General features: G+C 45.5%; 17 protein-coding genes. 8 read left to right on the forward strand and 9 right to left on the reverse strand.

Going from position 1 to position 22,126, the window contains the following annotated elements; translation table 11 throughout:
* Positions 1-85 precede the first annotated feature (85 nt).
* Entirely contained in the window at positions 86-1,456 is a 1,371-nt protein-coding gene (locus IEX80_RS06790) for an alpha-L-fucosidase (protein ID WP_188832455.1), read from the reverse strand.
* 375 nt (positions 1,457-1,831) lie between these two features.
* Between IEX80_RS06790 and IEX80_RS06795 the strand changes: the two genes are divergently transcribed.
* From IEX80_RS06795 to IEX80_RS06825, 7 genes are read left to right on the forward strand one after another with little or no spacing between them, the layout of a single operon-like run.
* The gene (locus IEX80_RS06795) at positions 1,832-2,194 is read left to right on the forward strand and encodes a transmembrane 220 family protein (protein ID WP_188832456.1); all 363 of its coding nucleotides are present in this window, start codon (positions 1,832-1,834) and stop codon (positions 2,192-2,194) included.
* A gap of 36 nt (positions 2,195-2,230) precedes the next feature.
* The gene (locus IEX80_RS06800; protein ID WP_188832457.1) at positions 2,231-3,103 is read left to right on the forward strand and encodes an EboA domain-containing protein; all 873 of its coding nucleotides are present in this window, start codon (positions 2,231-2,233) and stop codon (positions 3,101-3,103) included.
* Positions 3,104-3,112: 9 nt separating this feature from the next.
* A complete protein-coding gene (locus IEX80_RS06805) occupies positions 3,113-4,099 on the forward strand; it encodes a TatD family hydrolase (RefSeq protein ID WP_188832458.1) in 987 nt (328 codons plus the stop codon).
* Between the two features lie 2 nt (positions 4,100-4,101).
* Positions 4,102-4,992 (forward strand): UbiA-like protein EboC, encoded by an 891-nt coding sequence (gene eboC / locus IEX80_RS06810; protein ID WP_229701546.1) that lies wholly within the window; start codon positions 4,102-4,104, stop codon positions 4,990-4,992.
* A gap of 30 nt (positions 4,993-5,022) precedes the next feature.
* The gene (locus IEX80_RS06815) at positions 5,023-6,195 is read left to right on the forward strand and encodes a 3-dehydroquinate synthase (protein ID WP_188832459.1); all 1,173 of its coding nucleotides are present in this window, start codon (positions 5,023-5,025) and stop codon (positions 6,193-6,195) included.
* A gap of 21 nt (positions 6,196-6,216) precedes the next feature.
* Positions 6,217-7,428, forward strand: a complete 1,212-nt coding sequence (gene eboE / locus IEX80_RS06820; RefSeq protein ID WP_188832460.1) for a metabolite traffic protein EboE — start codon at positions 6,217-6,219, stop codon at positions 7,426-7,428.
* 13 nt (positions 7,429-7,441) lie between these two features.
* On the forward strand, positions 7,442-8,794 hold the full coding sequence (locus tag IEX80_RS06825) for an alkaline phosphatase family protein (protein WP_188832461.1): 1,353 nt from the start codon (positions 7,442-7,444) through the stop codon (positions 8,792-8,794).
* 101 nt (positions 8,795-8,895) lie between these two features.
* Here IEX80_RS06825 and IEX80_RS06830 read toward each other — a convergent pair whose 3' ends face one another.
* The 6 genes from IEX80_RS06830 to IEX80_RS06855 form a co-directional block, all read right to left on the reverse strand.
* Entirely contained in the window at positions 8,896-9,984 is a 1,089-nt protein-coding gene (locus IEX80_RS06830; RefSeq protein ID WP_188832462.1) for an MBL fold metallo-hydrolase, read from the reverse strand.
* Positions 9,985-10,285: 301 nt separating this feature from the next.
* Positions 10,286-10,519 carry a hypothetical protein gene (locus IEX80_RS06835; RefSeq protein WP_090526116.1) on the reverse strand — a complete coding sequence of 78 codons (234 nt, stop codon included), beginning with the start codon at positions 10,517-10,519 and terminating at the stop codon, positions 10,286-10,288.
* Between the two features lie 116 nt (positions 10,520-10,635).
* The gene (locus IEX80_RS06840; RefSeq protein ID WP_090526117.1) at positions 10,636-11,010 is read right to left on the reverse strand and encodes a DoxX family membrane protein; all 375 of its coding nucleotides are present in this window, start codon (positions 11,008-11,010) and stop codon (positions 10,636-10,638) included.
* Between the two features lie 46 nt (positions 11,011-11,056).
* Complete coding sequence (locus tag IEX80_RS06845) at positions 11,057-12,448, reverse strand: MATE family efflux transporter (RefSeq protein ID WP_090526118.1); 1,392 nt, start codon at positions 12,446-12,448, stop codon at positions 11,057-11,059.
* 168 nt (positions 12,449-12,616) lie between these two features.
* Positions 12,617-15,253: a phosphoenolpyruvate synthase gene (gene ppsA / locus IEX80_RS06850; protein ID WP_090526119.1), complete on the reverse strand. Its 2,637-nt coding sequence runs from the start codon at positions 15,251-15,253 to the stop codon at positions 12,617-12,619.
* Positions 15,254-15,258: 5 nt separating this feature from the next.
* Positions 15,259-15,714 carry a MarR family winged helix-turn-helix transcriptional regulator gene (locus tag IEX80_RS06855; RefSeq protein ID WP_090526120.1) on the reverse strand — a complete coding sequence of 152 codons (456 nt, stop codon included), beginning with the start codon at positions 15,712-15,714 and terminating at the stop codon, positions 15,259-15,261.
* A gap of 78 nt (positions 15,715-15,792) precedes the next feature.
* Between IEX80_RS06855 and IEX80_RS06860 the strand changes: the two genes are divergently transcribed.
* Entirely contained in the window at positions 15,793-16,167 is a 375-nt protein-coding gene (locus IEX80_RS06860) for a DUF6597 domain-containing transcriptional factor (protein ID WP_139159952.1), read from the forward strand.
* Here IEX80_RS06860 and IEX80_RS06865 read toward each other — a convergent pair.
* Both IEX80_RS06865 and IEX80_RS06870 read right to left on the reverse strand, forming a co-directional pair.
* Positions 16,126-18,285 carry a CRTAC1 family protein gene (locus IEX80_RS06865; RefSeq protein WP_090526261.1) on the reverse strand — a complete coding sequence of 720 codons (2,160 nt, stop codon included), beginning with the start codon at positions 18,283-18,285 and terminating at the stop codon, positions 16,126-16,128. The two genes, IEX80_RS06860 and IEX80_RS06865, sit on opposite strands and share 42 nt — an antisense overlap.
* A gap of 186 nt (positions 18,286-18,471) precedes the next feature.
* Positions 18,472-22,044: a VCBS repeat-containing protein gene (locus IEX80_RS06870; protein WP_090526122.1), complete on the reverse strand. Its 3,573-nt coding sequence runs from the start codon at positions 22,042-22,044 to the stop codon at positions 18,472-18,474.
* Between the last annotated feature and the right edge of the window lie 82 nt (positions 22,045-22,126).

Below are 22,126 nucleotides of genomic sequence, written 5' to 3' on the forward strand. Positions count from 1 at the left end.
AACAAGGTGGCCGGAACCGGGCTGGGATTGACACAGTTTATTTTACAGCCCCAGTTTTAGCTCAACTTTAGGATATTTGAAACAGTTAGTTACCTTTTGTTTTTAACTCCAAAGTGGTTGCCAGTGAATCCAGTTTTACTGTGGCTAAGTCAAGATTAATACCCGTTGAATCCTGATGAAATTTAACTTTTTTACCATGCAGTACCCTGCAATGTGTAATAGTTTGTTTAACAGGCGGTAATTTAATGACAGTATCTCCAGCCGGCATTTTCAGCACGTGGATATATATTTTATCACCCCTGCTTGTGGCTCCGTAGAAATCATCAACAGGTTGAAAAGGCCCCGGACGCGTTTGATATATGCTCTCGCCATTTTTTGCTAACCACTGCCCCACTTCTCTCAGGCGATCCACATGAGCAGGAGGAATAACACCGTCCGGATCCGGCCCAACATTTAATAACATATTTCCGCCGCGGTCAACGGTATTAACAAGCATGTTTATAATCTTTTTCAGCGGCATCAATCGCTGAGCTTTATTGTATCCCCAACTGGTTTCGTTAAGGTTCAAGCATTTTTCCCAAGGGAAGGAAATAATAGGCCCTTTAACATCCGCGCCACCTTCGTCGGTCTGGAAATCTCCCACCATGCCTGATCTTGGATTAATGACCACATCCGGGTTGTAGCTACGTACCATAGCATTAAGTTTTAATGGTTCCCAAAACCAGGCAGCGTCAGCATCGGTACCTTTATGCGCCAGCCAGCCGCCATCATACCACAAAATATCTATTTTGCCGTAATTCTTCATTAGCTCCTCTACCTGCCCATATGTTTGTTTTTTGAGCAAGGCAGCGTTGTCAGGAAGCCCTTTGGGGTCGAAATAACCAGGAAAACGCCAATCCAGAGGGGAATAATAAATACCTACATAGAGGCCAGCTTTACGGCACGCATCAGTATATTCCTTTACAAAATCACGGTGAGCGGCAGTTTCCCAACTATCAAAATGCCGGTAACTTGAGGGGCTGTTCCAAAGGGCAAAGCCATCGTGATGGCGGCTAACCATTACCATATACTTCATACCTGCCTCTTTGGCTACCTTAGCCCACTCTGTGGCGCTAAAATGTTTTGGGTTAAACTGATCGGCTAACCTGGCATATTCCTCTGCCGGTATCTTTTGATTGAACATGGTCCATTCACCCGTGGCTGGAATTGCATATAAGCCCCAATGGATGAACATCCCAAATTTCTGATCTGCCCACCATTGCATCTTTTCGGGCGGAAGATTAGAGCCCGGGTCCGATACACCCTGCCCTGCACCCTTTAATGCGGGGTATACCTTACCTTTTTCCATTGACTTTCTTTCTGCGTCGCTCATTTGCTGGCTCTTCACCACAAAAGAATGGCTCAATAATGTTAGCAGCAAGCAAGCCGCCTTGATCGTGTTTTTTTTGTTAAACATAATTAGGGTATTCGTACAGTAACAATTCAGCCAAATAGCAATGGTTTAAACCTTTTGTATAATAATAAACCCAACGTTTTTCAGGACGGTTTAATAATTAAGGTGTACGCCACGCTAAATTAATTAAAGTCGGCGGTGCTGAATTTCCTAAACCAGACTTTATTTTATACAAAAACGACCTCCGGCCGGTGTCCCTTCCGGCTTAGCAAAAACTCATCACTTCCGATATGTAAGCGTTTTTACCTGGTTACAATGCAAAACCGTTGTCCATCTCCAATAGAAAATGAAGTTGTCAAGCGTAAGAAAATATATATTGATATATGAGCCTTAGATTACATTACATTTATTAATTTGCCTGGCTCCGATCTGTTCAATATGATTGCTATTATAAATATCATTTTCTGTCTTTCTTTCCTGGTTTTCGCTTACCTTAACCTGAATGATGTCGATCCATGGCTTTGGGTACCAATCTACCTTAGTGCGGCGGTGTGTTGCGGGCTAGTAGTTTTTCACCAGGTTTATCCGAAGTTGTATCTATGCCTGATCGCGATATACCTTGTTCACGCAGGTATCATTTATTTTTCTAAAGATGGTGTCCGCGACTGGGTAACAAAATATAACAGGCCAAGTTTGGTAGAAACGATGCAGGCAGACAAGCCTTATATAGAAAAAACGAGGGAGTTCTTTGGCTTGCTGATCATTGCCGGCGCATTGCTCATCAATTATATCGCGGCCTGAGCAGCACAGATCGGTCAACCCTGATGATTTGAAGATATGTTCACTTATGATATAGAAAAATTTAAACCCCTGCTTACAGATCTCATTGTAACGCATGTAAGCCCGGATGCAAAAGACTGGCTGCTGGCCCTGGGAGCCCCTGCTGCATCTGCTACAGCATTTAATGCTGCCTTTGCCGCTTTGCCGCGTAAGACAGGAAAAGCGCCGGTCAATGCCGGTCCTGAAAACGAAGCTGGTTTATCGGCTATCCGTAAAGATTTTTCGATCGCAGGATGGTCGGTTGACAGGCTTGCCAGGGTATGGCTGTTGTTAACGCTTGATACCACCGATAAGGAGCGTTATAAAAGCAATATCGAAAACCTATTTTTAGCTGCTGAAATGAACGAATTGGTGGCTTTATATTCGGCTTTGCCTCTGCTTGCTTACTCCCCGATATGGGTACAACGCTGTACGGAAGGTAACCGCAGCAATCTGGGCGTTGTGCTCGAAGCGATTATGTATCACAACCCCTACCCTACGGAAAACCTGCCCGAGCCGGCCTGGAACCAAATGGTGCTAAAGGCACTTTTCACCGAAAAAAAGCTGGAACTGATCACGGGATTGGACCAGCGTGCCAATGCCAGCCTTGCACATACATTGATCGATTACGCGCGAGAGCGCTGGTCAGCCGGCCGGAGTACAGATCCTATGCTATGGCGATTAGTAAGTCACTTTATGGATGAAGCGATACTGCAGGACATCAAGGAAGGATTACCGGGTTTAAGCGAACTTGAAAGGGAAGCGGTGGCATTAGCTATTGCCGAAAGTGGCTTTCAGCCAGCAAAAGAATTGTTGAAAGTTGATCCTATAAAGATGGCGGCGGGCAGAAAAACGAGTTGGAACGAATTTATTAACGATACAAAAAATTAATTTTGGGATATGTGTTGCAGCAATTTTGAAAACAGAGAGCAAATACCTGGCGAAAAACCAGAGTCATTTGACATAACCGCCGTAAAAGGTATGCGTTTTTTTGACCCGCATGTACATATGACATCCCGTACTACTGATGACTACCAGGCTATGGCTGATGCGGGCGTGGTTGGGCTGATAGAACCGGCTTTCTGGCTGGGACAGCCCCGGACGGGCATTGACAGCTTTCGCGATTATTACAGCAGCCTGGTTGGCTGGGAAAGATTCCGCTCATCGCAGTTTGGCATTAAACATTATTGCACCATAGGGCTTAACTCCCGCGAGGCAAACAATGAAAGCCTTGCAGAACAAGTGATGGAAATACTTCCGCTGTTTGCTTATAAAGAGGGTGTTGTGGGTATCGGTGAAATAGGTTTCGACGATCAAACAGCCGCTGAAGAAAAATATTACCGCTTGCAACTGGAACTGGCCAGGGAAGCCGGCCTGCCGGTACAGGTCCACACGCCGCACCGCGACAAGAAAAACGGCACACGCCGTAGTATGGACATCGCGATAGAACATGGCATTGATCCTTATAAGGTCATCATTGATCATAACAACGAGGAGACCGTTAAAGAGGTCCTTGACCGGGGTTTTTGGGCCGCATTCACGATTTACCCCTTCACCAAAATGGGTAATGAGCGCATGGTTGAAATCGCCAGACAATATGGCCCGGAGCGGATCATGGTCAATTCGGCTGCTGATTGGGGCATCAGTGATCCCCTGGCTGTGCCGAAAACCGCCGCACTAATGAAAATACGCGGTATCAGTGACAAAGATATCCAATTGATCACCTACGGTAACGCAATTACCGCTTTTGCCCAAAGCGGACAGCTCGATGAAACTGATTTCGCCGCGGTGAGGAACGTTGATCAAAGCGTAAAATTTGAAGGTAACAGTATATTGCGCGGCGGCCAGCAACCGAGAATCGATAAATCATCCATCATCATTAGCTAATCGTGATCTTGAGGAAACTGTACATTTATCTTCAGCTCATGCGGCCCGCCAATATTGTTACTTCGGTCGCAGATATTCTGGCGGGGATCGCTATTGCCAGTGCTCCGGGTACTTTAACGGAAAGAGCCTGGCCAACGGCCCTCCTCCTTTGCCTTTCCACAGCTTGTCTTTACGGCGGCGGTATTGTTTTTAACGATATTTTCGATGTGGAGACTGATAAGATTGAACGGCCTGAAAGGGCTATCCCCTCAGGCAAGGTTAGTTTACCGGAAGCTTCAGTGCTCGGCACGTTGTTGTTAAGCGCAGGCATTTTATTGGCATTTCTCGTTTCGGCGGCATCTGGTATACTCGCGGCAGCTATCGCGCTCTGCGCGCTGCTCTACGACAAGTTTGGCAAGCATCATCCCTTTTTCGGGCCGCTTAATATGGGGTTGTGCCGGGGATTAAACCTGTTGCTCGGAGTCAGCATCATACCGGATGCGCTCAACCATTGGTCAATGTTAGCATTGGTGCCTGTGGTTTACATATTCTCGATCACCCTGACCAGTCGTGGCGAAGTTCATGGGGGCAAAAGGAACAACTTGTATATAGCGGCATTTTTGTACGCCTCGGTCATCGCCTTTATCAGCTACTTTTCGTACGTTAATAACCGGCTGCTATGGTCACTGCTTTTCATCTTACCCTTTACCTGGATGATATCCAAACCGTTGCTCAGAGCTATAAGAGAGCCTATCGGCAAAAATATTGGTAATGCCGTAAAGGCCGGGGTGATCTCCCTGATATTGATGGACGCTTCCTGGTCTGCCACATTCAGCTCACTTACATTCGCCCTGATGATCGCCTGCCTCTTACCACTCTCCATGTGGCTGTCGAAAACCTTTGCAGTCACCTAATTAATTTCAATAACAATAGATCTTCCTCCGATGGAACATTTGCAACAGAACTTCAGCGTAAAATATAGTTATAACGTCTTTTTTACTTCGGCTTTATTCGCAAAGGACAATCCCCTTCTGAACGATTTTCTGACAAACGCTGCTACTTCAGGCGCGTTAAGGAAGATTCTTTTTGTGGTGGATCAGGGGGTGGCCGACGCCCACGAGCATTTATGCTCTGATATCAGTTCTTATTTTCAGGCGCATACTGCTGTTCATCTGGTGCCCGAGATCTTGCTGATACCCGGCGGCGAGTACGTAAAGAATGATGAACGCTATTTTGATATGATCCTCGAAGCGGTAAATAATTACGGTATAGACCGGCATTCATACATCGCAGCAATTGGTGGCGGGGCCGTATTGGATATGGCAGGTTATGCTGCTGCAGTAGCCCACCGGGGAGTAAAGCTTATCCGCATACCAACAACTGTGCTGTCTCAGAACGATTCAGGGATCGGCGTGAAGAACAGCATCAATTATTTCGGGAAAAAGAATTTTCTGGGCACATTCGCACCGCCTGCCGCTGTTTTTAATGATGACCAGTTTTTGACCACGCTGACCGACCGAGACTGGCGTTCCGGAATATCCGAAGCTATCAAAGTTGCCTTGATCAAAGACCCTGTTTTTTTCAACTGGATAGAACAGAATACACCCGCCCTCGTGAGCCGCGACGCGACAGCAATGAATTACCTGATTTGGCGCTGCGCGCAGCTGCACATGCAGCACATTGCCGGCGCCGACCCCTTTGAAAGCGGCTCATCACGCCCTTTGGATTTCGGGCATTGGAGCGCGCACAAACTGGAATTTCTCAGCGGTTTCGACGTTCGACATGGTGAAGCAGTAGCCATGGGGATAGCCCTGGATACGGTTTATTCCTGCCTTTGCGGCCGTTTAACCGTTGCGGACAGTGAGCGCGTGGTAAGCCTGATCCAAAACTTAGGTTTTGAAATCAGCCATGGGCTCTTAAAGATCAACGGAGATGACAGCCCATTATTGCACGGCCTGGAGGAGTTTCGCGAGCATTTAGGCGGGGAGCTCACCATTACGTTACTCAATGCTATTGGCGAAGGTGCCGAGGTGCATGAAATTGATACCCAGCTTTTGAAACAAGCGAGTATTGAACTATACAACCGGCAATTCGAACTTCAGCAAACGCAAATTTAAACAATACAAACATCTGCCCTCATGAAAATAAATGCAGCGCACCTGACCTATTGTACGAATATCCATCCCGCGGAGAACTGGCCGGAAACTTTCGGGGCCCTGAAAAACCATTTCCCGGCAATCAGGGCTGCCCTTGCGGGGAAGGAACAAATGGGTATTGGCCTGCGCCTTTCTAATATGGCCAGCCTGGGTTTGCTGGCAGAGGAAGATAATTTAGCGGAGTTTAAACAATGGCTGTTTGATCATGATGCTTATGTTTTCACGATGAACGGTTTCCCCTATGGCGGTTTCCATAACACCGTAGTTAAGGACGAAGTGCATGCGCCGGATTGGACAACAGTTGAGCGCGTGGATTATACCTTACGCCTGTTTCATATACTGGGCGAATTACTTCCTGAAGGTTTGCAGGGAGGGATTTCAACCTCACCCTTAAGCTATAAACCATGGCATGCGGCCGGTGAGGCCAGGAACACTGCAAGGGCGATCGCCACGGAGAATATTTTAACAGTGATGGCTGCACTTTTTAAAATATACAGTTCGGCCGGAGTCCTGATGCACCTGGATATCGAACCCGAGCCGGATGGCTTCCTGGAATCAGGCCGGGAGTTTATAGATTGGTTTGAAAACGACCTGTTGCCGCGTGGTATTTTATTGTTGGGAGAACAGTTTGGCCTGTCTCCGGCTGATGCAGAAGAAGCTGTCAAACAACACATTAACCTATGCTATGACGTTTGCCATTTTGCTATCGGCTATGAGGAACATGAGTGCGTCATTGACGAACTGGCCGCGAAAGGTATCCAGGTAGGCAAGATACAAATCAGTGCTGCCTTGAAGGCCCATCTTCCGGCGGAATTGGCGATGAGGGACGAGGTGACCGACGAGCTTGCCAGATTCAACGAGCCAACGTATTTGCACCAGGTGATCGCGAAAACCGCAAATGGAGAATTGATCCGTTATCCGGATTTACCGGAAGCCCTGGCAGATAACCAGACCCCGGCAGTCAATGAATGGCGTGCGCACTTTCATGTGCCTGTTTTTGTTGAGGATATGGGTGTGGTGCAATCAACACAAAACGATATTGTCAGAGTGCTCAACAAATTCAGGAACGCTGCTTTTACACAACACCTGGAAGTGGAAACATATACCTGGAGTGTATTACCGGATGAGCTGAAAGCACCCTTAACGCAATCGATCATCCGGGAATTGGATTGGGTTAAAGCGCAAATATCATAAGAAAGAAGCCAATATGAATAAAACGGTAGTTATCGATGTAGTGGGTTTATCCACGTCTCTGATCGGCGAGCATACGCCATTTCTTAAATCTTACATCAAAGGCAGACATTTGACGCATATAACGCCTGTATTGCCTGCTGTTACCACCGCCATGCAGTCCGCCTACGTCACCGGCAAATTTCCTGTTGACAATGGCATTGTAGGTAATGGGTGGTATGACCGCGCGGATTGTGAAGTAAAATTCTGGAAGCAGTCAAACAAACTCGTTGAAGGACAGAAAATATGGGAAAAGGCCAAGAGCGAAGATCCATCTTTCACGAGCTCGATAATGTTTTGGTGGTACAATATGTACTCCTCGGCGGATTACTCCGTGACGCCCAGGCCAAATTACCTTGCCGACGGACGAAAAATACCGGATTGTTACTCGGAGCCTGCCGACCTGCGTGACCACCTTCAGGCGAAGTTGGGCCAGTTTCCGCTTTTTCAGTTTTGGGGGCCCGGCGCCAATATCAAATCAAGCCGTTGGATAGCTGACGCTGCAATGGAAACAGATACGCTGCATGACCCGACGCTAACACTGATATACCTGCCTCATCTGGACTATTGCCTGCAAAAATTCGGTCCGGATTTACCAATTATTGCCAAAGACCTGAATGATATTGATAAAATTATCGAAGATCTGGTTTCGTTTTACAGGAAAAAAGATGCCGAGATCATTATCCTTTCCGAATATGGTATCTCCCCGGTGGACCGCCCGGTTCATTTAAACCGGGTATTGAGGCAAAACGGCTTGTTAGGCATCAGGATTGAGCGTGGACTGGAGATACTTGACCCTGGCGCTTCAAAAGCCTTTGCGGTAGCTGATCACCAACTGGCACATGTCTACATCAACGATGCGAGCGTAACGGCAAAAGTCAAAGCGCTGCTTGAAGCCGTGCCTGGTGTTGAACGGGTGCTTACCCGGGAAGAGCAGGCCGCATATCACATCGACCATCCCCGGGCCGGCGACCTGGTCCTGATCGCTGATGAAAGAAGTTGGTTCACTTATTACTTTTGGCTGGATGACGCGCTTGCCCCGGATTACGCGCGCGTAGTTGACATCCATAAAAAACCGGGTTATGATCCTGTTGAGATGTTTATGAGCTCAAAGCTCCGCGCCGGCTACAAGTTGCTGCGCAAAAAGGCTGGTTTCAGGTATGTGATGGATGTCATTCCCCTGGATGCCGCCCTGATTAAAGGCTCTCATGGCCGGGTGGATGTACCGTCAGAATATCAGCCGGTGATCATTACCGATAACCCATTGGAAAAACAGGACCTGATAGCGACCGACATTCATGATATCATCTGGAGGCACCTGAAAAATTGATTAGCTAAGCTGGCCTTGTATACTGATTGCCGGTTGTTCAAATGATCATCCTGCCATCCGATATGGTCCTTTTTATTAACTGTTCAATATTACAAAAGCAGTTATTCAAAATTCCACCACGCAACCTGTTTGAGGGGGCTGCCTAAAGTGTAAGGCTCCCCAATACGCGGAACGTTTAGTTCGACACCCAACTCCTTTGCTGCAGGCACAAGCCTTTTTATCGGTTCGTTCCAGGGCTGGTTAGCTTCAATAAACTTAGCCCAGTGAATAGGCTGTAACAAACGGGCATGCAGGTCAGCAGCAGCCTGTGCGGGTTGCCCTAACCACAGGTGCGTCCATGGCCAATTGGGGCTATACTGTCCGCATTCCAAAAACGCCAGATCAAATGGCCCGAATTGCTGGCCTATTTGTTTAAAATGCGGCCCGTACCCGCTATCGCCACTGTAAAACAGCCTATAACTGCCAATCTGAAAAACGTAAGAGGCCCATAATGTTTTATTCTCATTCTTATACGTACGATTGCTGCGATGTTGGGCTGGGGTGGCGGTAATCCGAATACCACCGGACAACGTAATCGATTGGTTCCAATTAAGTTCGATGATCTTTTTAGGGTCAAACCCCCAGTATACCAGATCAGCGCCTACTCCCATCGGCACGATAGCCATTTTAATACGATCTTTTAATTTTTTCAAAGTTCGATAATCCAGATGATCGTAGTGATCATGAGAAATGATCAGCGCATCTATTTGAGGCATATCATCGGCGTGATAATGCTTTGTACCCGGGAATGCGGTAATCAATCCGGGCACCGGTCCGGCATGATTGCTAAAAACCGGATCAATGAGCATATTAAACTGTCCGCTTTTTATAAGTAAAGACGAATGTCCAAACCAAACGATCGTAGGTGCAGGAGCAGCTAATGAATTCAGATCGGTTTTAATCCACGGAAGTGCATGAGAAGGCCTGATGGTTTCAGGACGTCTGCTCAAAAAAAGAAATTTACGTTTGACCGTAGAATCGGAAAGTTCAGCCAAATTTATAAAAGCTCCATTTTTATAATTTGGTAAAGAATCCAACCGGGTAAGTTCTTCGCCATCCGGATTTTTACCCAGAGATTTAACTACGCCGCAACCGTCGACCGTCAATAATAACAGTGCAGCCAACACAATTCCCAAACACGCTCTTTTCATGCACTAAATGATGAATGTAACGCTTAAAAACAACATTTATTTTATCGATGCGTAATCTGTCTTCCCGGCTGCCATATTCCCACAATTTGAGCCGGCCGTTCTGAATTTATTTCAAAACATAACAAAAGACGATTTTAAGGCAGGTGAGTTTCCGACGCAAGCCGGCCAGTGTCCGAGAACGATATTGTTGGCTATCGACGGCGAGACGAAATTATCGTGGGAACAAGGGCAGACTCAGAAACAACTCTGATAACACTTTACTCCACCTCAATTCAACGTAACCGGATCCCCCAGGGACGTGCTAATCTTCGCGATTTTTAATTACAAGGTTATCTACGCTGAGATTACCGACATGGAGGTTTCTGATTACAGCTTTTTTAACCATGATTCGGCTAATCACCAATGCGCCTATAGCAATCGCGCCAATAGCCATAGATCCCAATGCTAACACAGCAATTGCTGATGCCCCGGTTGCAGAAGCTCCGGTTACCCCGACACAGTTTGTTTTGCCCGTTTCCTTTTCAAAAAGTTTCATGTGATTTTTAATAAAGTCTCTCAAATACGTAACACGACTTGCCTATAATCATTTGTAATTTCCAATTCACCGGACGGTTATTATTTAGTTGCGGAATAGCCAGACTATGCCATCCGCTACCGGATCATGTGAAAATATTTCTCCCTGTTTTCAAATAGCACCCAGATGAGCACCGCCCAAAGCACAAGCACCATCGGTATTCCCGAAGATAAAGAAATAACAGTTAACAATATGCCAACCATAACTGGAAAAATGATCACCGCGCCTAAAGCCCTGAAACGGGGAATAATCACCAGGATCCCTCCAATAATTTCGGCGATGCCGATAAGTGGCATCAGCCATTTGATCTGCATAATGGCGCCAAACATGGCCATAGCATTTGGCGGCATATCTTTTGGTACAGGCATGTAATTTAAAAACTTGTTCAGGCCTGCATTGATAAACATCAGCCCGAATAACAGGCATGCAATGAATAGGATTTTGTTTTTCATTTTTTATGTGGTTTAATTGTTTTTTAGTAATTCAATATGGACGGCCTTACACTTTCACCTTTTTCCAGTTCCCTTTTTTAAAGTAATACCAGGAAACCAGGGCTAAAAGCGCCTCCGCCGCGGGCACCGCTGCGATGGCGCCTGCCGAATGCCATCCTAAGCCTTTTGCGAGTAAGTAAGCTAAAGGCACCTGAAAAAGCCAGAAGCACCCAAAATTGATCCATGTAGGCGTTTTGGTGTCACCGGCCCCGTTTAAGGCCTGGCTCATGACCATGGCTATAGCATAAAAAATAAATCCCGAACCGATGATCCGGAGCGCCGTACTGCCAAAGTTCAAAATAACGGGTTCGGTTGTAAATATGCTGATGATGGGACGGGCAAAGAACAGGAACAGCAGCATGACGAAACTCATCAATACAGCATTATATCGCGCCGTAAGCAACACACTTTGAGCCGCCCTTTCAACATGACCTGCACCTAAATTTTGCCCTACCAGGGTCGCAGCAGCATTACTTAACCCCCAGCATGGTAAAATAAAGAAAACAAAATTCCGAAAAGCGATCTGGTAGCCGGCTGAAGCTGCTGTACCGCCGGTTTCAGCAACCAACCGCGTCAAGATGATCCAACTGCCGCTTGCAATGATAAATTGAAAGGTTGCCGGCCAGGCCACAGCGATGATGGTCTTTACCACAGCGGGATCCCAATTAAAGTGGACACTGCGAAATTTCAGAATGCCGCTGCCTTTAAACAGGTGGTATACCTGGAAGGTCACCCCGCAACTCCTTCCAATTACGGTGGCCATAGCAGCGCCCTTCAACCCAAAAAAGTGAATGAAAACCGGGCAGAGAATAATGTTTATAATGCTTGCAATCCAAAGGCTCTTCATCGCCATGGCGGCGTCACCCGCGCCGCGAAAAATTCCGTTGATCAGAAACAACAGGATAATAATAAGGCTGCTGCCCAGCATGATCCGGGTAAAAATAGCTCCGTCCCTCACCACTTCTTCGCTTGCACCCATTAACTTTAAGATCTCAGGTGCATATAAAACACCAGCCATGCTTACTATTATAGTTGTAATCAGGCAAATTACCAGCGCCTGGGCTCCTGCATGTGCCGCGGCTTCCGGTTTCTTTTCACCAATCCTTCGCGCTACGATTGCCGTGGCCGCGGTGCTTAAGCCAATAGCGATGGAATAGACAATGGTGATCACCGACTCCGTTAAACCTACCGTGGCTATAGCGTTTTGTCCAAGTTTACCTACAAAGAACATATCTACCACCGCAAAAACGCTTTCCAGGCTTAATTCCAGGATCATTGGGATAGCCAGTAAAAAGATGGCTTTCGGGATACTGCCTTGTGTATAATCCTGCTGCTCGCCGTTTAGAGAAAGCTTAATGGCGTTCCAAAGCTTTGAGCTTGTAATTTGTATTGTACTCATCGTTATTTGCTTGTTTAAAAATTTTGTACGGTTTACTTTGTTGTTTTCGTAACACGATCCTAATTGATCATAAACTTAATCAACGATACAAAGATGGGATGCACGCCGGTGTTTCGCAGTGTGCAAAAGCGACAATCCCGGGGGTAATTCGCGACAAGATTATTTCCACTACACGTCTGCTTCGCTCATAATCTCCACATACCCTGCGGTTCCATGCACACGAATGCGTTGACCGTCTTTAATCAGCTTGGTCGCGTTTTCCACGCCAACAACCGCCGGCAAACCGTATTCACGGGCTATTACCGCGCCATGTGTCATCAGTCCGCCAACTTCCGTAACCACGCCCTTGATGGCTAAAAATAAAGGGGTCCAGCTTGGGTCGGTAAAGGTTGTAACCAGGATATCGCCATCTTCCAGATCAGCACCTTCTACGTTTAGCACCACTCGTGCGCGCCCTTCAACTATGCCGGAAGAAACAGCGAGACCGGCCAGGGCCCCTGCCGGGATATTTTCCCGTCTGTAATGACCTGTTATTACCTCACCTTCAGATGTAATAACTCGTGGCGGCGTCAGCTTTTCATAAAATTGATAATCCGTTTTGCGCTGGTCAATAAGCTGGTAATCTACTTCTCCGGTACGCACCGCCTCCTGCAACTCTTCAAAATAAAGATAATAGCTATCTTTTTCATCATGAAGCACACCGGCTTTTACAAGGCGTTCGGCTTCCTGAAGCAAAGCCTGCTTATAGATAAAGTACCTGCTCACGATATCGTATTTCGGATATTCGCGGTAGCCGATAAAATTCCGCAACAGGTCAATCATCTGCTTCGTTTCCCGGGCTTTTTCTTCACCATCAGGCAATTGTTTCAAGCGCAACATTAAGTCTTGTTCTTTTTCTAAGGCTGCCTGCTTCCCCTGCTTAAATCTTCGGGTGCTCTCCCCTGGTTCGAGGTTTTTGGTATTACTCAAGATCATCGGAACCAGCGCACCTGGATTTTCCCTCCATCGGGTACGGGTAATATCGATCTCGCCGGCGCAACGCATACCATACTTGTTAAGATAAGCAATGAAAGCGTCGTGTACTTGCGATCCGCCCTCCAACTGGCATAACCCATTCAATAAATTATTCTGTTTTGCCCCTTGCAGATAGGCGATGACCTCCGGATAGGGACGAATCACATCCGCCAGGTCCAAAAGTTCAAGGCCCATTTCTGAGGTAATGTTGTTTGGAACAGAAAGCGACAGAACATCTGCTGCGTTGATTTCACCAAGCCACTCTTTCATCTTGTCATTGATCCAGGCCGATGCATGGATGGCCGCCATGATCACGTTCAGATTTTTCTTTTCTAAAGACAGCTGCCTCCGTTGCTGCATATCGTCCAGGATGTAATCAAATACATCGGGTCCTGTTTTTGCCCGGATGTTATCTTTCAATGCTGATACCGACTTTTCACTGCTATTGATGAGATCGGCAACAATTCCCACGTCGTTCCCTACTTCCGTGAGTATATCCGACGCTGACATCCCGTGATGACCTTTAACCTGTCCGGGAATATTGGCTTCAGGGTCCTCTTTTACAAAGTTTCGATCGATTACAGTCATCAGTGCGTCTTTTATGAGCGGATCTGAATGCCCCAACACGTTCAACAGATTTTCCCTGCCTGCCGGCGAAGCCAGGCCCTTCGAGATATCAACAAATAACCTTCCGCCAGCCATTTTGAACATCGCGCGGTTTCCGGTTAACATCCAAACGGATATGCCGAGTGGTTTAAATGCATCAGTCATCATTTGTTGATGCCCTACAGATACATAAACCCGGTTCTCCTGATCGTCTGCCGCTGGCACAGGATATATTGTGGTGATTGGCCGGCTTTGTACAATATAGAATTTATCGTCAGCTAAACACCATTCAATATCCTGGGGATGGCCGAAATGTGCCTCGATCATCCTGCCCGCTTGTTCGAGTTTTAGAATTTGCTCGTCAGTTAGTGCTTGCATATGTTGTTGCTCCGGCCCGATCTCTGTTTGCCTGGTGCCGCCATTTTTAATGATCTCAATAGCGATCCTTTTCTCCGAAATCTTCTTTTCAATAATTCTTGACTCACGCACCTGGTAATTATCGGCGTTAACCAAACCAGAAACCAGTGCTTCCCCCAAACCAAAGCTTGCATCTATCGAGCTCACTGTCCTGTTTCCATTAACCGGATGGGCTGTAAACAGCACGCCTGCTACCTTTGCAGCTACCATTTGCTGTACAATAACAGCCAGGTAAACCTTGCGGTGATCAAAGCCATTCTGAAGCCGGTAGATTATGGCACGTTCCGTAAAAAGAGATGCCCAACATTTGCTGATGTGTTTTAAAATAGCGGCTTCGCCGATAACGTTTAGGTAGGTATCTTGTTGTCCGGCGAACGATGCGGTGGCTAAGTCCTCCGCTGTCGCACTTGAACGAACGGCGTAAGCGTAATCACTTCCATATTGGTCCATATGCGCAACGATCTGGCTTTTCAGTTCCTGAGAAAGAGCTATCGATTCTATCAGCGTTCTGATCTTTTTGCTTATTTCATTGATCTCATTCTTTTGGTTTTCGGTTAGCAATGCTAATTGCTCCAGCAGTGAATTAAACTCCTGGTCGTTCCCAACAGTTTCTTTAAACGCTTCAGTGGTTATACAAAAACCGTCAGGCACATTAAGCGCCTTAATTTTGTATAATTCTGCCAGATTTGCCCCCTTGCCCCCGATTAACTTAATAAACGTTTTATCGGCCTTTTTTAAATCAACAATGTATAAACTTCTGTTTTTCATATACCTCACTTGTCTTTAAACTGATTGGCTGTTTCATTCATAATTGCAATCGATCCTTCCAAAAATTTTTCGATAATTTTCAAATCTTCTTCAGCGAAAGAACCGATCAATTGCTCCGAATGGCTGCGATAATCCTTGTAAAGCGGAGCCATGAGCTGCATTATCTTTTCAGTATCCGGCACTACCAATACTTTTCGCCTGTCCGTTTTCGCAAATTCTCTTTTGACCAGGTCTTTTTTCTCAAACCGGTCAATCAAACCTGTAACAGCGCCGCTGGTAAGCCCTGTTACTTCCATAAGCTCACCGGCTGTCATGGCCCCTTTCACCAGGAAAAAGCCCAGGTATTTTTGATCGGTACCTGATAGTCCGGCTTTTCGAGCGATATTTTCATGCATTTGAATGGATGTATAAGCATACAACTGGCTTAGTTTTCTTATCCGGGTAATAGCTTCGCTTTTCACAATATCTTTGTAACTTTGATTATCTTAGTTACAAAGATAATTTTATTTTATTAATTGAAAGAAGTAATTTAGAAATCGGTGAATATAATTACGTTGTTTCCGCCTCCCGACCTTGACGAATATGTCGCTGGTATACTGACCATTGAAAGCAAAACCCTCAGTGCTGATTTTATTTTGCCGCTTTATGCCAATGGCTGCCCTACACTGGTATTTCAAACGGCATTAGGAAAGCGTTCTGAATCGGATACCGGATATCTTAACCTCTATGGACAAACAATCCAACCGAAAACGCTCATGATCAAACAGCCTTTTACGTTGATTGCCTTTTTTATGCTCCCACATATCGTCCAGAGCTTATTTGGTGTAAGTGCCCGTGAATTAACCGACAGCTATCTCGACTTAAGCGAGATCTCACATTTTCATCGCCATATTATTGATACTAAGTTTTTTTAATTGAATCAGGGCCACTTTCTCTTTTCCTTCGATAATGTGGTAAAACTGATTTACTTTCAAATTACGAAACCGTTGAACAGTATGGCTGCCAGCCCATGTTATTTCAAGCTCTTCGATAAGCCCGGCATGCCCTACCCCTATTTCCGCCTGTATGGGCGATGAACCAAAACTACCGCCCGAGTTTAGGTCGTGGTAAACATTTCTTTTAACACCATTGTCAACAAATGTTATTTTTAACCGACTGCCAATGGCAACCTTATTACATTTCACCCCTTCTGCCTTTATAGTTATCCAGTTATTATCGTTCTGACCAGGGTTTACGTACAAGGCACTGGTATAGGCATCGCCGGCGTAAGCCCCGCCCATTTCAATGAAGATATCCTGTAAACCACGGTTCCTGAAATCTGCAAACGCGACACCGTGGCCTTTTTGCAGGTTTCCCGTCCCGGAGACGCCTGTAATGTCCTCAAACCGCTGTCCGTCTAGGTTCCTGAACATTTTATTGGGTATAAGGGAGCCAAAATCGGGGTTGCCTGTGCCAAAATACAGGTCGGGAAAGCCGTCATTATCAATATCACCAAAGTTTGCGCCCATGCTGAACACTACTTTATCAAGACCCGTTTGTTTGGTAACATCAGTGAAAGTGCCGTTATGGTTATTTTTATACAGGTAAATGTTTCCTGCATTGGATATGGGCTTTCCGAGCGCTTCTGCAGCCGAATAATATCCCAGCGGGGCCTCGAATTTGTAATCTGCAATCAGGATATCCTGCCAGTCATCATTATTATAATCAAAAAACCAGGTAGTAAAAGTGCTGTTGGTATTTGCCAATATCCCGGATTGCTTGGTAACGTCTTCAAAGTCGGGGATATTCCCGCTGTTACCTTTATTTTTTAAAAGGTACTTACGCCCGTCCATTGTTGAAATAAAAATATCCGGCCACCCGTCATGGTTAAAATCTGCCGATGTAACCCCTTTTACGTATGACATTACATCGCAATGCGCTTTATGGCCAACCTCAGTAAAGGTACCGTTCCGGTTATTTATATAAATCATGCTCCGATGGATATTGACGCTGTCGCCGTTGTTAAAACCCTCCGCCCCTACAAATACATCAAGCCATCCATCATTATTAAAATCAGCCCAGACTGCCGCCTGTGTAGGGTGATAAAAAAGTAGCCCGGCGGGTATCGTTACATCCGTGAATGTGCCATCGCCATTGTTACGGAGCAGCGAGGCAGGCTGGTTGCCAAAACCGTTCTTTTTCCAGGCACCCCGCAGTACAAAAATGTCCATCTTCCCATCGTTGTTGTAATCAGTTTGCTGGATATTCAGCCCGCCTGTAAACTTCCCCAACCCGCTTGTTTCAGACTTGTCAATAAATGTTCCGTCCTGATTATTTTGAAAATAATGCATATGATCATCAAGTTCCGTTCCCGAGGTTACTATATCAAGGTAACCGTCGTTATTAAAATCATCTGCTATAACGCCACCCGCCCTGCTGTTCAGTTTAATACCCACATCGGCAGCCATATCGGTAAACGGCTTTATTTTTGTCGCGGATGTTTTATTGAGATTTGGGATTAAAAACGGCTTGGGCACACTATCGGGGTAGTGTCCCAATGTCATGTAAGCAATATTGAGCATCCAGCGGGATTCCAGGTCGGCCGGATGCTTCTTCAAAATGCTTTCATAAACTGCAATAGCATGTCGCGAACCGGTTTGATTTACATGAATCGCGTTATCCCTTATTGGGTAGGTACATGACATTCGGTTGTGGTTCAACATACAATTAGTTCGCTCGCCTAACCTCATGTAGGCCAGTGCCATATCCGGTTCAAATAAGTCACGCTTTGAGCTATCGGCCCCCATCATCATTTTTTCGTAGATGGCAACAGCCTGTGTTTCGTCACCGGTTTCCAATAAAAGCTTAGCCTTGGTATTTAAAAGATAAAAATCATTTTCCCTGCCCGGCAGTTTAAGTAAGCTATCGCACTGCGCCACTTTCGCTTCGGGACAAAACGGATTGCGGCTGTTGTAATCCTTTTGGTTCAGACCGGCAATGACCTGGATCATTTTACCCTCGGATGATTCGCGGCATGATGTAATAAATGACATGGCCGGTATCAAGAGCAAAAATTTTGCATAAATATTTAACGACGTTTTTCCACGGGCCAAATTCAAAGCAAAATTGATAATTACATTCTTCGGCATTTCGTTCTGTAAAATTAGCTACACATTATTTTTTCTTAAGACTCTGATCAATATTGAAGGTGTTATATTTTGAATACCACAAGCGGATTATTAAAGCTTAATTTCCCTACACCGGCCATCGTTAGATACAATCTTAACTTTCTGCACGTCCGGGCTTATTTTCAGAAACCTTGCCGATTGTGATAAAAAAGACGAGCCGTAATAAAACTCCTGCTTGGTAACCGAACCATCTTTTGCAGATACTTCCGCATAGGCATCCTGCGGCCCGATCTTTATGGTTTTTCCCGGTGCGTTGAGCTTTAACAACTTCAAATTGCCGTTATGCTCGCTGGCCGCGAGGTAGTAACGGCTATCGTTCCCCTTAAGTTTTACCAGGGCTTTCCCATCGCCGGGGAAACAGATCCCGCTTTGCAAAATCGTTAATGGCTTAAACCCTCCTTTACCATCACCTTTTAAAAGCAATCCGTTTAAGGCATCGTACCGGCCTACCGAAACATTTGTACTGTAATCGTTCCCGTTTATGGCTACGTCTAAATTGCCATCACCGTCAAAATCATCCACTACCATTCCGTTAATGGCAGAAACCTGCGCATAGTTTGGCAGAGGGTACATTTTAAATTTCCCGTTTCCTAAATTTTTGAGATAACATGAAGTAAGCGTATTGGCTTTTAACCGCAAGGCATTTTTCAGTTGTTCAGGCGATAACAAATCCTGCAACGTTGCGTGGCCAAAGGATCTGTAATTAACAAACTTTTTTCGGAGACTGATCATTTGCTTAATAGCATCGTCGCGAACAAAAGATGGAAATTCACGTTTCACCCCGTCAGTGTCGGGGAGGAATAGGGATGGAAAGGCATCAGTGGTTTTACGTTTATCAAAATCGCCTGCCGTGATATATACGGGCTCTTTATCGCTGGCTTTGAAAAAACTATTCTTTCCCAGGTTGCCAACAATATAGTCTATCTTACCGCAATGCCTGAAATCGCCGGCCGCGATGGAATTCCACCAGCCGATCTTATCAGCAATACCAGACGCTGCTGTGGAGTTAACGAATTTGCCCCCAACGTTTTTGATAAACGTAATGGGCATCCATTCACCCGCTATAACAAGATCCGGCCAACCGTCATTATCATAATCTGTAACCAGGGCATCACAGGTTAGCCCCAGATTTTTTAAGCAAGGGGCAACTGATGCCGTTACATCTGTAAATTGCAGCTTCCCGGGTTTACTGTCGTTTCGTAAAATAAAACTGGATACCGGGTTGGGATAATGCCAGGGATCAACCCGACCGGTTACCAGCAAGTCGAGCTTGCCATCCTTATTATAATCGAACGCTCTGACACATAGCTTACTTGTAAAATTACCGGGTAAGGCACCTTTTTGTTCGCTGAACCGCCCGCGGCCATCGTTAAGGTAGATGCGGTCTGCATAATTTTTTGAACCCGGCGCGCTTTCATATCCCCCGCTGGCCATATACAGATCTGGCTTCCCATCGCCATCGGCATCAAAGAACAATAAACTTTCATCCTTATAATTTGCACTGTCCGGTTTTACATCAATTAAATTTCGCTGATTAAATTTACCGTTAGCCTGCTGCAGGAAAACCTGAGCGGGAAATTTCGTGTTACCGCCAATAGCGATATCATCAAGCCCGTTGCCATCAATATCTTCGGCTGCAAGCGCCGGAGCGTACGCCGAAAATTTGTGAGGCAATAATTTCTGAATGGTAAAATCCGGAAAATCATCCTCCTTGTGCCTGTAACTAATACCTGCCGTGCCTGTAACTTCAGTAAACAGTGCCCCCCTGTTTTTTTGGGGTATAACCCAACTATAAGCCTGACGCGCATCATTGATATTTACTTTCAGCGTTTGATTAGCGCTTACATTTTTTAATACCTGCTTATAATTATTCGACCATCTCACTACTACAGAATCGAGCTTATTGACTTTGCCGAGGCCAAAGTGCGCGATGTTTTGGATAGAAGATAAATATCCACGATAAGGATTGTTCTCGTATACCTGGTGTTGCTTGCCTGCATAATAGATATCTACCCAGGCACCAATGCCATCCCTGTTAAAGTTGTTGCCATTCAATTTTACCTGCAAGTAATTTGATGGTTTGGAGGTAAGTGCGCGGCTATTGTTTTTATAGATAAGAGCCTCGTCATTGATGTTATTGATCACCATATCCATTGCACCGTCACTGTTCAGATCAGCATAAGCGGCGCCGTTTGAAAAGGTCGGTAAATCCAATCCCCATTGGCTGGAAACATCACCAAAGTTTAGGTCGCCATTATTTTGAAAAGCATAATTATGGATCTTGACTGTAGGAATCTGGTCAATAACAGTTTTTTTTGAGGCTGTGGAATAAGGATTGTTTCGGTAAACGATAAAGTCATGATCAGTAACATCCTTCGGAAATCCATTGGTTACAATGATATCACGGTAACCATCATTGTTGAAATCTGTTATCAAAGGCGTCCAGCTCCAGTCGGTCTCTGTAACTCCGCTCAAGAACCCGGTTTCACTGAATACGGAGTTCTTGATAGAATCATTCTGCCCCAATCCCGGCCCCTGGTTTATCTGCAAGGTGTTACGTGCATATTGATATTGGTATGCATAATGATTAAATAACTCGTACGACTGGTAGCTTTCCGGCATCGACATCATTTTTTTCCGGTAATTATCCGGTGGTGACATGTCCAGTTCAAATACATCGGCCAAACCATCGTTATTTAAATCTTCGATGTCCTGCCCCATCGAGTTCATCGAGGTGTGCTTAAAGTATTCTTTAGATCTATTGGTGAATGTACCATCACCATTATTGATGTAGAGAATATTGGGCGATATAAAATCGTCGGTAACATAAATGTCCTTCCAACCGTCTTTGTTTATATCCACAATAGTTGCCGCGTGCCCATAGCCTTCAATGGATATACCGGCTTTTTTGGATACATCGCTAAACACCGGGTGTTTAAGCTGGGCATCCCATTTGCTTTCATATAACCTCCCTGTACTCTTACCGCTGCCGTCCGCGATTATCGGGCGAAACTGGTTTGCGTAATAGCCATCGCCGGGGCGGTTAACGGTAAGATACATGTCCAGCTTGCCATCATTATTGTAGTCAAAAAAGGTTGCCATGGTAGAATATGCGTGTATATTTAGGCCATATTCTTTGCCTTCTTCCTTAAAGTGCGGTACCCCCTCTTTATCTGCCCCCTGGTTTATGTAAAGCAAATTTTGCCTTTTAACGCTATCCTGTAGCAGCGAATTGCATACATAAATATCCTGCAAGCCATCATTATTAATATCAATAACGGCAACGCCTCTGCCCCATTTTCCTAAACCATTAACGCCGGCTTTATCGGTGATATCATCGAACTTGAAGTCGCCACGGTTCAAGTACAGCTTGTTTGATACCATATTACCCGAAAAGTAAATATCCTGCAAGCCGTCGTTATTAAAATCACCTATACCAACTCCGCCACCATTGTAAACGTTGGCATTGTCAATCGGGTTGATAGAGTCGTTTTCGGTAATTAAATTATTGAAAGTAACGCCCGAATGCGAAGACGGTATCAATTCGAACAGTGTTGCTTTCTTTTTAGCACATGAAAAAAGAACAACACTAACGAGTAATAAAGCCGGGTAAAATTTCTTCATTTATAAATTGGTTTATATGGAAAAGATAGGCTGCTATGCACAGCCTATCTCTTTTAACAAGTCCGAAACTCTATACTTTTTA

It is taken from the genome of Mucilaginibacter rubeus, from assembly GCF_014643835.1.
GTDB lineage: Bacteria > Bacteroidota > Bacteroidia > Sphingobacteriales > Sphingobacteriaceae > Mucilaginibacter > Mucilaginibacter rubeus.

Coding starts and splice junctions, on each gene's coding strand:
- IEX80_RS06800 (WP_188832457.1), top strand. CDS start 2,231: ATGTTCACTTATGATATAGAAAAATTTAAACCCCTGCTTACAGATCTC.
- IEX80_RS06790 (WP_188832455.1), bottom strand. CDS start 1,456: ATGTTTAACAAAAAAAACACGATCAAGGCGGCTTGCTTGCTGCTAACA.
- IEX80_RS06830 (WP_188832462.1), bottom strand. CDS start 9,984: ATGAAAAGAGCGTGTTTGGGAATTGTGTTGGCTGCACTGTTATTATTG.
- IEX80_RS06865 (WP_090526261.1), bottom strand. CDS start 18,285: ATGTCATTTATTACATCATGCCGCGAATCATCCGAGGGTAAAATGATC.
- IEX80_RS06845 (WP_090526118.1), bottom strand. CDS start 12,448: ATGAGTACAATACAAATTACAAGCTCAAAGCTTTGGAACGCCATTAAG.
- IEX80_RS06840 (WP_090526117.1), bottom strand. CDS start 11,010: ATGAAAAACAAAATCCTATTCATTGCATGCCTGTTATTCGGGCTGATG.
- IEX80_RS06805 (WP_188832458.1), top strand. CDS start 3,113: ATGTGTTGCAGCAATTTTGAAAACAGAGAGCAAATACCTGGCGAAAAA.
- IEX80_RS06870 (WP_090526122.1), bottom strand. CDS start 22,044: ATGAAGAAATTTTACCCGGCTTTATTACTCGTTAGTGTTGTTCTTTTT.
- ppsA (WP_090526119.1), bottom strand. CDS start 15,253: ATGAAAAACAGAAGTTTATACATTGTTGATTTAAAAAAGGCCGATAAA.
- IEX80_RS06815 (WP_188832459.1), top strand. CDS start 5,023: ATGGAACATTTGCAACAGAACTTCAGCGTAAAATATAGTTATAACGTC.
- IEX80_RS06835 (WP_090526116.1), bottom strand. CDS start 10,519: ATGAAACTTTTTGAAAAGGAAACGGGCAAAACAAACTGTGTCGGGGTA.
- eboE (WP_188832460.1), top strand. CDS start 6,217: ATGAAAATAAATGCAGCGCACCTGACCTATTGTACGAATATCCATCCC.
- IEX80_RS06825 (WP_188832461.1), top strand. CDS start 7,442: ATGAATAAAACGGTAGTTATCGATGTAGTGGGTTTATCCACGTCTCTG.
- IEX80_RS06795 (WP_188832456.1), top strand. CDS start 1,832: ATGATTGCTATTATAAATATCATTTTCTGTCTTTCTTTCCTGGTTTTC.